11 protein-coding genes are annotated in these 12,578 nt (G+C 48.3%); 5 read left to right on the top strand and 6 right to left on the bottom strand.

Features of this window, described 5'->3' with window-relative positions; genetic code table 11:
- Positions 1-140: 140 nt before the first annotated feature.
- From QUB35_RS36400 to QUB35_RS36390, 3 genes are all read right to left on the bottom strand, one after another.
- Positions 141-590 (bottom strand): hypothetical protein, encoded by a 450-nt coding sequence (locus QUB35_RS36400; RefSeq protein WP_242722026.1) that lies wholly within the window; start codon positions 588-590, stop codon positions 141-143.
- Between the two features lie 80 nt (positions 591-670).
- Complete coding sequence (locus QUB35_RS36395) at positions 671-1,873, bottom strand: anhydro-N-acetylmuramic acid kinase (RefSeq protein ID WP_333147545.1); 1,203 nt, start codon at positions 1,871-1,873, stop codon at positions 671-673.
- An 82-nt stretch (positions 1,874-1,955) separates the two neighbouring features.
- Positions 1,956-2,687, bottom strand: coding sequence for a PP2C family serine/threonine-protein phosphatase (locus tag QUB35_RS36390; RefSeq protein WP_333064224.1), 732 nt, complete (start codon positions 2,685-2,687; stop codon positions 1,956-1,958).
- Between the two features lie 117 nt (positions 2,688-2,804).
- On the opposite strand from QUB35_RS36390, the gene QUB35_RS36385 reads away from it, so the two are divergent.
- Genes QUB35_RS36385 through QUB35_RS36375 form a run of 3 tightly spaced genes read left to right on the top strand, consistent with a single transcriptional unit; the run spans position 2,805 to position 3,988 of the window.
- On the top strand, positions 2,805-3,026 hold the full coding sequence (locus QUB35_RS36385; protein ID WP_333147543.1) for a helix-turn-helix domain-containing protein: 222 nt from the start codon (positions 2,805-2,807) through the stop codon (positions 3,024-3,026).
- Positions 3,027-3,030: 4 nt separating this feature from the next.
- A complete protein-coding gene (locus tag QUB35_RS36380; RefSeq protein ID WP_333147542.1) occupies positions 3,031-3,636 on the top strand; it encodes a transposase in 606 nt (201 codons plus the stop codon).
- A complete protein-coding gene (locus QUB35_RS36375) occupies positions 3,629-3,988 on the top strand; it encodes an RNA-guided endonuclease TnpB family protein (RefSeq protein ID WP_333147540.1) in 360 nt (119 codons plus the stop codon). The genes QUB35_RS36380 and QUB35_RS36375 overlap by 8 nt, the downstream gene beginning before the upstream one ends.
- A 318-nt stretch (positions 3,989-4,306) precedes the next feature.
- On the opposite strand, the gene QUB35_RS36370 is transcribed toward QUB35_RS36375, so the two are convergent.
- The 3 genes from QUB35_RS36370 to QUB35_RS36360 form a co-directional block, all read right to left on the bottom strand.
- Positions 4,307-6,073 (bottom strand): AarF/ABC1/UbiB kinase family protein, encoded by a 1,767-nt coding sequence (locus tag QUB35_RS36370; protein WP_333147538.1) that lies wholly within the window; start codon positions 6,071-6,073, stop codon positions 4,307-4,309.
- A gap of 111 nt (positions 6,074-6,184) precedes the next feature.
- Positions 6,185-6,517, bottom strand: coding sequence for a DUF6825 family protein (locus tag QUB35_RS36365; RefSeq protein ID WP_190660406.1), 333 nt, complete (start codon positions 6,515-6,517; stop codon positions 6,185-6,187).
- A gap of 866 nt (positions 6,518-7,383) precedes the next feature.
- Positions 7,384-8,955 carry a protein kinase domain-containing protein gene (locus QUB35_RS36360; protein ID WP_333147536.1) on the bottom strand — a complete coding sequence of 524 codons (1,572 nt, stop codon included), beginning with the start codon at positions 8,953-8,955 and terminating at the stop codon, positions 7,384-7,386.
- A 665-nt stretch (positions 8,956-9,620) separates the two neighbouring features.
- Between QUB35_RS36360 and QUB35_RS36355 the strand changes: the two genes are divergently transcribed.
- Positions 9,621-10,457: a hypothetical protein gene (locus QUB35_RS36355; RefSeq protein WP_333147534.1), complete on the top strand. Its 837-nt coding sequence runs from the start codon at positions 9,621-9,623 to the stop codon at positions 10,455-10,457.
- Between the two features lie 583 nt (positions 10,458-11,040).
- A partial coding sequence (ltrA, locus tag QUB35_RS36350; protein ID WP_333147532.1) for a group II intron reverse transcriptase/maturase occupies positions 11,041-12,578 on the top strand: 1,538 nt, incomplete at its 3' end.

The following is a 12,578-nucleotide window of genomic DNA, read 5'->3' as shown; positions in this document are numbered from 1 at the left end:
ACAAAATGGTACACCGCATATTTGTCTATAAGTGTATCATTTTGTCTATTTATTCGCTACCTAGGGACTAGCTCCGACTAGCAAAACCTTCAATTTTCACATCAAACCCTAGAACTCGCAAATGTGGACTCTAGAAAGAGTTATTCCCCCTGACGTTCCAGAGTCGCCTCCATTGTACTCGTCAAGTAATGACCAGACATGATGCCGCTAGATTGGTAGTAGCGGTTGTCATCAACCCGGTGAAGGGTATCAAAACCCGTCCGCCGCTGGCGTTCGTCTCCCAATACCCAATAACGCTGGACGATCGACTGGGGAGCAATCCAACCTTCGCCCTCGACGCGGGCGAGTTCGCTGTGTTGGAGTACAAAAGTATACTGCCGTTCATCGCTGTTGAGGTGTCCTCGGTACTGCAAAATAATCTCTTCGCGATCGCCTCCAGGAAATACGAGCTTGGTCACCATACTGAACCAATCTGTTCGGTTCCAGCTCACTAAAGTTTTGCCCTTAACCGTAATTGGCACGCCATTGCGCTCAATCCAGCTTCCTTCGAGCGTCCATTGGCCAGATTCCATTAAAAACGTGTGAGCCACAGTGCTGTTCCTATGCTTTTCCTGCTGGCTACAATGCTGGTGCAACAACGCACAGCCGTTGTCCCTCAGACTCTATGCTATCACGCCCAACTGTGCCAACAAGAGTTAATTTCTCCTAAAAGTACCGATGTCCGGGCACCAGTCACTTGAGGCAGATTGCCGGGAATGCCCCGAACCCGCCATGCGGCTAAAACCGCGAAAGCGATCGCCTCTTTAAAATCTACATTCAAGCCTGCCTCAGAAGTAGTCAACACTTGCACTGGATGCAATTGAGATTGCAATCGGCGTTTTAAGTAGAGATTGTGGCTGCCACCCCCACATAGTAAAACTCGATCGGGCATAGCCGGTAAAAAAGTTTGGTAACTGTGAACGATCGAGGCAACAGTCAGTTCTGTCAGAGTAGCCAGCACGTCAGCAGGACTGAGGTTGTAACCTTGGGCCTCGACCAAACATCTGTCAAAATAGTCTACACCAAATAGCTCTCGCCCCGTTGATTTCGGCGGTGCTTGGCGGAAGAAGTCTGAGGCGAGCCAATCCTCGACTAAAGCTTGACAGGGAGTGCCCGATGCTGCCCAAACTCCACCTTCGTCGATCGTCTTAGTGCCGCCTGAGAAGTGCTGTACTGCCAAATCTAACAGGGAATTAGCCGGGCCTGTATCCCAGCCCGATATGCCATCCCCAAGACTGAAAATCTCAGACTCGTCATTGTTTCCCCCTTTTCCCCTAGCCGGAAGATAGGTAACATTGCCAATTCCCCCCAGATTTTGGATGCAGAGGCTGAGGTTGGGGTCCGCTAGCAGGCAGGCATCAACTATTGACACTAAGGGTGCTCCTTGACCTCCGGCAGCAATGTCTGCCGATCGAAAGTTACTCACAGTAGTAATTCCTGTCAATTCCGCAATTAGCGCGCCCCGCCCCAGTTGCAAGCTGTAGCCCATTAACGCACCGGCCCTGTCTTTCTGGGATTTCCCAGCAGGTCGGTGGTAGACAGTTTGACCGTGAGAGCCGATTAATTCGGCTTTATCATATTCTGCTTGAATTGTCAATGCCGCCGTAGCAAATTCTTGGGCGATGGCATCATCTAATTGGGCTAGTTCAGCCATTGACAAAGCTGAGCCACTGCAAACCGAGAGAATTTGCGATCGCAAATTAGCAGGATAAGAGAAAGTCTTGCCGGCCACCAATTGCACTTTCAAGTCTGTTTGGGAACCGACCACATCCACCAAAGCAGCATCAATGCCATCCACCGACGTGCCGCTGATCAAACCGATAACGCGGGTCATTCAATTTTAGATTTTAGATTTTAGATTTTAGATTGTTCACTTTTTCGATTTTAGATAGTCGGGTGCGATCGGGCGATGAATATTATTTGAGGTCGATCGTTACGATCACCACAGTAATATTATCGCGTCCACCTTTATCCTTAGCTGCTTGAATTAAAGCATTTGCAGCGCCCTCGCAGGCGCGAATCGACTTCAGAGGCGAAGCTATCAAAGGATCGGAAAGTTCTTCAGTCAAGCCATCGCTGCAGAGCAGCAAGCGATCCCCAGGCTGCACGTCCACCGGCAAAATATCTATCTCCCGCAAATCATCGCGGCCCAAACACTGGGACAAAACGTGACGCCAAGGATGAGTGCGAGCCTGGTCAGGAGTTAGAGCCTTTCTTTTCACAGCCTGAGCCACCCAAGTCTGGTCTTCAGTAATCTGTTCCAAGCGAGATCCGTGCAGTCGGTACAAGCGAGAGTCCCCGATATTAGCGCACCAGGGTCGGCCCTCATCCCTAAACATTAGAACCACAGCCGTAGTTCCCATATCAGCACGCTCCGGGTGGTCGAGCTGATCCGTCAAAATTGCTTGATTGGCAATTAAGAAAGCCTTTTCCAACAACAGCGGAGAATCCTCTGGCCCTTCCCAATGTTCGAGCAAATAAGATTGAATCGCCTGAGTCGCAATCCGGCTGGCTTCTTGACCTCCGGCGTGTCCTCCCATTCCGTCGGCCACTATGAAAAATCGCCCGTCAGAGTCTATGTAGTACGAATCCTGATTTACGGAACGAACTAGCCCTGTGTCTGTCTTACCTGCGAAAGAGCGTTTCATCAGAAAAAATGGGTCTGAAACCCCGTCCTTGTAGGACGGCTTTACATAGATTTTTGTTAAGACGTACCATCTTACATAAGAGGTGCTACTATGTAAAACAGCACATTTAAAGTAAGCATGACACTAAAAGCCTTCAGCTATCGATTATACCCAACGCCGGAACAGGAAAATTTGTTGCGACGTACTCTGGGTTGTGCTCGTTTGGTCTACAACCGTGCTTTAGCCACAAGGACTGAAGCTTGGTACACAGAACAGAAACGAGTAGGATATGCTGAGACTTCTTCAATGTTAACCGAATGGAAGAAAACTGAAGAACTAGATTTTCACGGGCGAAGTTAGCTGCGTGCCTTTGCAGCAATGCTTGAGACATTTACAGACGGCTTACACCAATTTTTTTGATGGGCGAGCAAAATACCCTAACTACAAAAAGAAACGTAACGGTGGCAGCGCAGAATTTACTAAGTCGGCATTTAAGTTCAGAGATGGACAAATCTACTTAGCAAAAAACACACCAGCATTGCCAATTCGCTGGAGCCGTATATTACCTGATGGTGCCATACCATCAACTATTACGGTAAAGCTTGCACCATCGGGCAGGTGGTCAGTTTCTCTACTGGTAGATGTAGAAATTGAAAAATTACCCGAAACAGGTAATCAAGTCGGTATCGATTTGGGAATTACCAGCTTGCTTACCTTGAACACTGGCGAAAAGATTGTCAATCCCAAAGGATTCAAAGCAAAGTATCGCAAACTTAGAAGAGCGCAGAAAGCTTTAAGTCGTAAGCAAAAGGGATCAAATAATCGTTACAAGGCACGACTTAAAGTAGCGAAAGTGTATCAAGAGATCACTGATGCAAGGAAAGATAATCTTCACAAGTTAACGACGCGGTTGGTGCGTGAAAACTTGCGCCATCGCCGTAGAAGACTTAGCTGTGAAGAATATGGTTAAAAATCGGAAACTCGCCGCTTCTATAAGTGACGCAAGCTGGGGGGAATTGGTCAGACAACTTGATTACAAGTGTGATTGGTATGGTCGCACTTTAATTAAGATTGATCGCTGGTTTCCGAGTTCTAAGCGATGTGGCAATTGTGGCCACATTGTTGACAAGTTGCCGTTAAATATCCGGGAATGGGATTGCCCTAAGTGCGGTACTCACCATGATCGTGATATTAACGCTGCGAAAAATATTTTGGCGGCAGGGCTTGCCGTATCAGTCTGTGGAGCGACTGTAAGACCCCAACAGAGTAAATCTGTTAAGGCTGGTGCGAAATCCCCGTCAGGGAAAGAAGCAGAAACCTAAGTTGTGAGTCTTAGGAATCCTCGCCCTTATAGGGCGGGGTGGATGTCAAATTGTAGATCGTATGATGGTAATCCCATCTTAAAATTTCGGTAAATCCAGTAAATTAAGCAGCACCTGCAAAAAAAACTGGATTTCTACCCAAAATCCGAGGTTTTGCTGGCGAGAAATCTAGGCAGCAACCGGGTTTTTAGCCTCAAAGCGCGTAATTGTCGTAAATTTCAGCACTCTGTGGTCAGCCAGCCAAAACTTAACATTCGATGTCAAATTTGGGCTGGCGAGAAATCTCAAACCTGAAATTTCAAATCGCAAATTGCACAATTATGACATCCTGTCTAAACGATCGATCCGCTTGAACAAACGCATAAGAGCAAACCCTGCACCCGCCGCCAGCACGGCAACAGCGACAGCCGGCCAGACTTGATTGCTGACAAACAAAATTGTCGCCGACAAAGTAAAAGCACTCATCAGCAAAGCATAATTCGTGCCCATTTGAGCGCTGCTCATCCGGCGGAGCAAGCGTTCTGTTTCGGCCGAACGGACGCGAATCCGCAAATCTCCCTGTTCGAGTTTATCAATAGTCTCCTCAATCCGGCGGGGCAAACCCAAAGCACTCGAACTCACCTGAGCCGCCTGACGGCCGATTTCGTTAAAAATGCTGCTACTTGTATCATGGCCATTTCCATTAGTCATAAGCTGCATGGCAAAAGGTTGTGCCACCTCCATAAAGTTGAACTCGGGATCTAAGCCTCGGCCCACCCCTTCGATGGTGGAAAAAGCTCGCATTACAAAAGTAAAAGTAGCTGGGAAGCGAAAAGGTTGGTTGTAGGCAATATCGTAAAGGTCGTCCGTAATCGCGCCCACAGACTGATTTTCAAAAGGCTTGTCCATGAAGTTATCCAGCATATACTGGATGCTGCGGCGCACCGGACTCATATCACCCGTTGGCACCAAAGCTCCCAAATTGATCAGAGAATCCATAATCCGCTGTCCATCCTTGGAAGCAATGCCGTAGAGCGTCTCCATCAGTCCTTCGCGGACGTTCGACTGGATTTGCCCCATCATGCCAAAATCGTAGAAAATCAGACAACCGTCAGCACTAACAGCGATGTTGCCGGGGTGTGGGTCAGCGTGGAAAAAGCCGTCGTTGAGCAACTGCCGCAAATAAGCTTTTGCCCCCAACTGAGCAATTAATTTACGATCGATACCGGCCGCTTCCAAAGCTTCGTAGTGGCTGATTTTAATCCCTGGCAGGTATTCCAAAGTCAGCACTCGCGGAGCCGCATACCGCCAATAAACCCTCGGCACCCGCACCCAGTCACAGTTGCTAAAATTGCGGCGAAAAGTATCAGCATTGCGGCCTTCATGGAGATAGTCAATTTCCAGCCACAGAATGCGACAGCATTCCTCATAAATCCCCATCCAATCTCGACCGCGGCCCCACTTAGGATGGTTTTGAAAGTAGCGGGCAATTCCCTTAAGAATTTGCAAATCGATCTCGAACAGTTTCCGCAGTCCCGGTCGCTGCACCTTGACCACCACTTCCGGGCCCGAATGCAGTTGAGCTTTGTGTACCTGACCCAGACTGGCAGCAGCCAGGGGCACTGGGTCAAAGCTGCGGTAGAGTTCTTGAACTGTCTTGCCCAAATCTTGCTCGACAATTACCTCTAACTGCTCGTAGCTGAAAGCAGGCACTTTATCTTGCAGCTTAGAAAGTTCCTCGACAAACTCTGCCGGGAACAAATCGGCGCGGGTAGAAAATAACTGCCCCACTTTAATGAAAGTTGGCCCCAAATCCAAGAGTGTTTCTCGAACCCAGATAGCTTGAAAGCGGCGTCTGGCAACTTTCTTTTCTTCAGTCACGCCTCCCCAGTAGCTCCAATTTTTGCTGTCGAGCCAGAGGGAAGCCAGCCAGAGCAAGACAAAGGCCCAAATGTCGAAGAAGCGCCGCTTCCGGGAGTATTTTTCGCGATTCCAGCGATAAGCTTTACTTTTGTAGGATTTACTAGCAGTTTTTTGCTCATCGGCTTCGCCAGTGTGCTTGGGGGAGCGCTGGCGATTAACAGAGTCATCAAGGAGAGCAGACACTTGGGTTCCCAAATTGCTTATTTTATGTTGTTGCTTTGATTGAAAGTAGGAGCGCAGGAGCGCAAAGCAATGCGCTCACGTAGTAAATAATAGTTGTGGTCGAGTCGATCGCTAGGGCAAACTGCTGCGGTAACGCTGTAATTCCGATCGCACCAGAGCCACTTCGGCGCGCAGCTCGTCAATAGTCGCTTGCAAATCAGCGGGATGGATGTCTTGAATAGTTGTGGTGCTTGCAGTGCCAGTTCTGGTCTGCATCGCCTCATCCGAAGCACGATTTGCCCGTTCCACAACTCGATCGGTGAACTGCCGCAGGCGTTCTCTTTGTTCGGCGTCAAATTTGCCGAGTTCAGAGAAAGCGTTGGTTGCTGCGCTTTCTAATTGCTCGTACAGTGCTTCGGCAAGTGCTCTGCCTACAAAAAAAGCATGAACTGGGGGTTTACTCATCAGAACTATGGGTTTGAAACCCCGTCCTTTTAGGACGGCTTTACATTGAATTGAATCCCCTCGCGGGGTGGAGGGGTATGGTTGCCCCAAGGCGTGAGGTATGGTTGCCTCAATCTCTTTTCGGAGTAAAGTTAGCACGCGCCTTTGTTTAGTGAGCTTGTTAGGTTGAAAGCACTGTTCCTGTTACCTTAGAACTGTTTAACTCTCAACGACAGAGCAAAGGACTAGCTACGCATCCCAGGATGTCGTGACTCGAAAAACGTAGTCAGTTAAGACTGAGGCCCGTCAGAACGGCTTGTTAGATTTCTCCTTCAAGCCTCATGCCGTCAGGGCTGAGGTTCCTGACAAAAAATCTCTGTGCGCTTCCGCAACAAATTATAACTTGCTTGTCCCCAAGGATGCTTGCTCCCAAAGGAAGGAATTTTGGGGGAATTGACACTCCCTCCCCGAGTGTCGGGGATGGGATTCTTGAGAGTTAGAACAGTTTAAGGCGCAACGGCTTAGCCCCGAAGCCTCGCTTACACTCGCTCAAATTCCAGATGGGGGTTGCTTTATACCAAAATGTTTGCAGCTTGGCAGTATTAATACGCGACCTCACACCACCTCAGCGCCGCGCACATATTCTAACATAATTCAAATCAAAATAGGAAAGCGTCCTGCATTTTTTTGCGGGCATTTGGATTTCACAGGGAATAGGAAATATTCGATAAACTCAGACGGCGACTGTTGGGATTTCCAGATTCGACGGAAGTTTTTGGAAGATAGTCGTTGGCTAGGTTTGGCTTTATTATCTCAACTACTGAGCAGATATTTGCTGAGTCATAAAATCAAGTATTTGTCCGCACTTTTAACCAACAAAAACCATACTAATTTGTCGCAGGTTCGGGAAAAGGCACTGTGGGTTCTGCCACAGGGGGTGGTGAATCAGGTGCGATCGAACTATCTGAATTGTTGCCACTGGGACTTGGTATCGCAGGCTCAGGCGATCGCTCGATCGGCGACGATATTACTGGCGACGGGGATTCCGACGGCGGCAGGGTTTCAGCGCTAGCACTCTCAGCGGCAGGCGGGGCGGGTGCGGCGGGCGGTTCTGGCGGCAGGGGCGCAACTTCCGGTACCGGTGCGGCTTCTGGTTGGGGCTCTGGCTCGATTTGGGCTTGAGGCTCTGGAATGGGGGACTCAGAAGGCTCCTCTGCGGGATCGGGCGTCGGGGATGGCTCCGGTTCCGCTTCGGGTTCTGGGGCGGGAGTTTCCTGGCTTGGAGACTCAGAAGGTTCTGCGCTAGTTTCTGAGGGCTCGATCTGTTCGGGAATGTTGCTGCTGTCTAAGGGGGGTTTGGGACGCTTGTTGAGTTCGATCGGGTAGAGAGGGCTGCTTTCGACAGACGGCTGCCCGAACATCGGCCCTGACAAATCGCGGGATTTGAGCAAATCTTCCAGAGATGGGAAGGATTCAATTTGGGAGCGATTGCTGCTGAGACTGGTGCGGTTGTAGTGCCAAGCCAGGTCAAAACCCATCCAGCCTGCAATTGCAGCCGTTACGACAAACGCCAGCAAAGTCAACTGCGGCGGGGGAGGTGCGGGCAATCGCAGACTTTGCTTGCCTTTTCTGTTTGCTGATACTCGTTCTGTTTCTTGCAGCATGGTGAGCCAATTTTCCACTGTCTGAGGGCGGTTGTGGGGGTCGATTTCGAGTCCCTGAAGGATGGCTCGCTCGATTCCTGGGCTGAGGTTGGGCTGAAATTGCCGCAACTCAGTCAGGGGAATACGATCGCGCAGGGGTGCTGCTACGGGCGCCACGCCGGAGAGTAAGTAGTAGAGGGTGGCTGCGATCGCGTAGATGTCAGTGGCCGGTGTACATTTACCGTCATAGAGGTATTGTTCGATCGGCGCGTACCCAGGGGAGAGCAAGTTAGTGTGGGTTTGTTTGGTGCCGGCGGTAAAGCCGCGCGCAATTCCGAAATCTATTAACATTACTACGTGAGAATCGGCTCGCCGGATAATATTTTCTGGCTTGATATCTCCGTGCAGCAATCCGCTGTGGTGAACTGTACTTACGGCTGAGGCTATTTGCCGAATATAGTGAAGGGCCTGGGCTTCTGGCAGCGGCCGATCGGTTTCGACTATTTGGGCAAGAGTTTGGCCGGGAATGTAGTCCATTGCGATAAAAGACTGTCCGGCTTCTTCAAAAAAGTCGATTACTCTGACAATGTTGGAATGCTGACACCGCGACAGGCGTTGGGCTTCGGCAATAAACTGCTGCTGAAATTGGGCAGATTCTGGGTGTTGGCGCAGACTTTCGTTGAGGGTTTTGAGTACGACGGTTTGGTTTAAATGGGTGTGGATAGCTCGGTAAGTGATGCCGAACCCTCCTATCCCTAAAGTCGCGTTAATTTTGTATTTGCCCTGTTGCAGGACTGTTGCTGGCGCTAAGTTCATCTTCAGTTGATGCCGTTTCCCAAACTATGCTACCGCCTTTGGGTTATTTCGCAGAGTTAGGGGTTTTAAGCAGTTGCCAAAATACGTAGGTTTGTCTAGGTTTTTCTAAGAATTAGACGGAAACCAACAATAATTGTGATAAACTGGGGAAACGCTTGATTAGTGCGGGAAGAATAAAGCTTACTGGGTGTGAAAACCACAGAAAAACACTCTTGCTCAAACGGATCGTCAAAAAAACCAAATATTTCAAGTCCTCTGCTAATTAGGCAGTCTCTAACTGGGAAGAGTAGGCCAACCTGAGCAATCAGGAAGCATATAGCACTTGCTCTAGGCAAAACATAGACCGCTAAGTTTGATTTAGAGATTTCTGTAGGTTTTTAGGAGCGGTTCACAGCCGTTGACATTTTACCTAGATTTACCTAGGTTTTAGTTACTAAATTATCGGTAAATTGACGAACAGACTAATTAGCGTTGGTGATGTCTCTCGAAAGAGAATGCGTAACCTTTGAAAAAGACCTCGCCAGCGACGTTTCGGAAATAAAAGAAACTCATTGAAAAACTTGCAAATCCTGCGCGAAGCGATTAATCTACTAGGATGCAACCACATTGAGAGGTCGAATCAATGGCTACCTTAACTTACTGTAAAGGCTTACCCACGCCAGCAGATGAACTCAACGAACTTGGATTTACAGATTTCGAGATGTTCTTGGAAGCTTACGCCCCAATTTTCTTTCTCTGCAAGTATTGAAACAGTCAGCCACTTACTTTTAAATACAGACTTCAAGAAATCCGATTGGAACACACACTTACAGCACACCTACGGCATCAATAAGCGCCATGCAAATGGCGTAATTAGTGCTGCCAAAGGTCGTGTAGACGGCGCTAAAGAGCACAGAATTTTACACGTAAAGACTCTTGAAGGAAAGATTAAATCCATTAGTGCGTGGCTCAAGAAAGCCGAGCGTAAGTTGGCATTAGCTCGTAAATTTTATGCCAAGAAAAAATGGCAGAATTCCAAGACAGGTTGTAATTTCCCCATAGCTTGCTCGCTCCAATACAAATCTACCAATTGGCAGAGCTTACGCTTTCAAATACACCATAAAAAGCGGAGACTGACCCGGTTAACGAATAGGCTCGAACACTTAAGACTCAAGCCAATCAAAGTCTTCGTCCCTCACAGTGATATTTTCGTTGTCGGTTCCAAGGACGAGTCTTTCGGTAATCAAGTTTCCCAGTGGAATGGGAACACAATAACTTTTAGAGTCCCCAAATGCTTAGAGTCACGATTCGGGAAAGCCGTATCTTCCGAGGTGGGTGATTTCAGTCGCAACATAAATAGACTACCAGAATGCGGTGCTAAGACCTGGCATTTCTACCGTAAAAACGGAAAGTGGGTTATTGCCTTGCAATTTACTCCCAAGCCGGTGAATCAAGTTTCTAGAAATAGGATGTACGGTTGCATTGGTATCGATATGAATCCTGGTGTGCGACTCGTTGGCTAGAAACCAATCCTAAAAAGGGTTAGGGGGATTAGCCGCAAGGTAGAACCTTGACAACTGAATGACCATGTAGGTGAGAGTCAGTATCCTAGAAACCTCAAATCCTACCCCGCAGGTGCAGCGGTGAAAGCACATCCCCCAGGTTCGAGACTAGCCATCAACGCCTGAAGCGGGGATGAAAGGTGGTACTACTGGAAGCCTAATCCGGTATCCATCGAGCAAAGTACCCACGAGTAAAGCCACGGCTTGAAGATGCGTTTGAATCGTCATTATCATGAACCAGCGAAATAAGGCTAAATGCGCTGGAGCCAAAAGGCAAAGGATAAGGAGCTGGCAATTACCTGGTTGACCAACAAGCACTTCCTATAAACCTGGCGAAAAGCATCACTCTAAAGGTACATACTATGGTCGTTCGGAACGAGATAACCTCTCGTCTGCTCTCAGGAGGTCGAATACTTGAGTAGGTGCTAACCGTATGCAGCGAGTAGGGGAGATTAAGTCAGAAGCGAAGGTCTGGGGTAATGCCCAGAATATGCAAACAGACTTACGGTGATTTGGATGATAAAGTCCCAAGTAGTGAGTATATATGTCTAATACACAGTCTCAACAACTGATGGTGGAATGGCACTCTATTAACTGGCGCAAGCTAGAGCGTAGCGTGTATAAGCTCCAAAAGAGAATTTATCAAGCCTCTGCCCGTGGTGATGTGAAAGCATATCGCAGACTCCAAAAGACGCTGATGAAGTCATGGTCAGCAAGAGCTTTAGCGGTTCGTAGAGTTACCCAGGATAACCAAGGGAAAAAGACGGCAGGTGTAGATGGCGTTAAATCGCTGACTCCAAAGCAACGTGTAGAACTTACTGGTAACTTAAACCTGGGTACAAAGGTCAGCCCAACTAGGCGGGTATGGATTCCTAAGCCTGGAACGGGAGAAAAGCGACCTTTGGGCATACCTACAATGAAAGACCGAGCCTTGCAAGCACTTGTCAAACTGGCACTAGAACCAGAATGGGAAGCGCGATTTGAACCGAATTCATACGGGTTCAGAGCCGGACGCTCATGCCATGATGCGGTAGAAGCAATATTTAATGCAATTAGGCTTAAGCCTAAATACGTACTAGATGCCGATATTGCCAAATGTTTTGACCGCATCGACCAAGAAGCGCTGCTAATAAAATTAAATACATTCCCCACCATCCGCCGACAAGTTCGAGCCTGGTTAAAAGCGGGAGTGATGGAATCAAAGCAGTTGTTTCCAACATCTGAGGGTACGCCACAGGGCGGGGTAATATCCCCGTTACTGGCAAATATTGCCCTTCACGGGATGGAAGAACGAATTAAGCAATACGCCGATACCTTTCCCACTAAAAGTGGTCTAGGTAAACGGGATAACCGTAGAAGCATAAGTTTAATTCGTTATGCCGACGATTTCGTGATTCTCCACGAAAACTTAACCGTTGTCCAAAGATGTAAAGAGATGATATCTGAATGGTTAAAAGGCATGGGTTTGGAATTAAAGCCCAGTAAGACGAGACTCGCTCACACTCTTATACAGTATGAGCAAGAAAAACCAGGGTTTGATTTCCTTGGTTTTACGATACAACAATTTCCACAAGGAAAATATCACTCGAAGCAGGGATTTAAGACAATCATCACCCCAAGTAAGCAGAAGCAAAAGGTACATTACGAACAAATCGCTAGGGTTATTGAAGCTCACAAGGCAGCACCGCAAGCGGCGCTAATCAGCAATTTAAACCCAGTTATCATGGGATGGGCTAACTACTACGCGACTGTAGTAAGCAAGGAAGCTTACTCAGATATTGACTACCTCATGTACCAAAAGTTAAGCGCTTGGGCAAAACGCCGCCACCCCAAAAAGAACGGGGGATGGGTGTCAAAAAGGTATTGGCAGTCCATAGGCGGTGATAACTGGGTATTCGCAACCAGGAAGGAAGGTTTGACCCCACTTCGGTTACTAAGCCATGCCGACACACCAATAGTGCGTCATGTGAAAGTTAAAGGCGAATCGTCACCATACGACGGAAATCTGGTTGTGCGAATCGAAGCCGCACGAGAGAGTGGGAAACTCAAAGACTCCCCTGGCAAGCGCTCAAATGCCAGTGT

Source organism: Microcoleus sp. B13-B6 (assembly GCF_036705405.1).
In the GTDB taxonomy this organism is placed as follows: domain Bacteria; phylum Cyanobacteriota; class Cyanobacteriia; order Cyanobacteriales; family Microcoleaceae; genus Microcoleus.
This window is presented reverse-complemented; position numbering and strand designations above follow the sequence as displayed.

What these genes read in the sequence shown, in the direction of transcription:
- QUB35_RS36375 (WP_333147540.1), top strand. Translation starts at nt 3,629, where the DNA reads ATGGTTAAAAATCGGAAACTCGCCGCTTCTATAAGTGACGCAAGCTGG.
- QUB35_RS36365 (WP_190660406.1), bottom strand. Translation starts at nt 6,517, where the DNA reads ATGAGTAAACCCCCAGTTCATGCTTTTTTTGTAGGCAGAGCACTTGCC.
- QUB35_RS36395 (WP_333147545.1), bottom strand. Translation starts at nt 1,873, where the DNA reads ATGACCCGCGTTATCGGTTTGATCAGCGGCACGTCGGTGGATGGCATT.
- QUB35_RS36390 (WP_333064224.1), bottom strand. Translation starts at nt 2,687, where the DNA reads ATGAAACGCTCTTTCGCAGGTAAGACAGACACAGGGCTAGTTCGTTCC.
- QUB35_RS36355 (WP_333147534.1), top strand. Translation starts at nt 9,621, where the DNA reads ATGAACTCAACGAACTTGGATTTACAGATTTCGAGATGTTCTTGGAAG.
- QUB35_RS36385 (WP_333147543.1), top strand. Translation starts at nt 2,805, where the DNA reads ATGACACTAAAAGCCTTCAGCTATCGATTATACCCAACGCCGGAACAG.
- QUB35_RS36360 (WP_333147536.1), bottom strand. Translation starts at nt 8,955, where the DNA reads ATGAACTTAGCGCCAGCAACAGTCCTGCAACAGGGCAAATACAAAATT.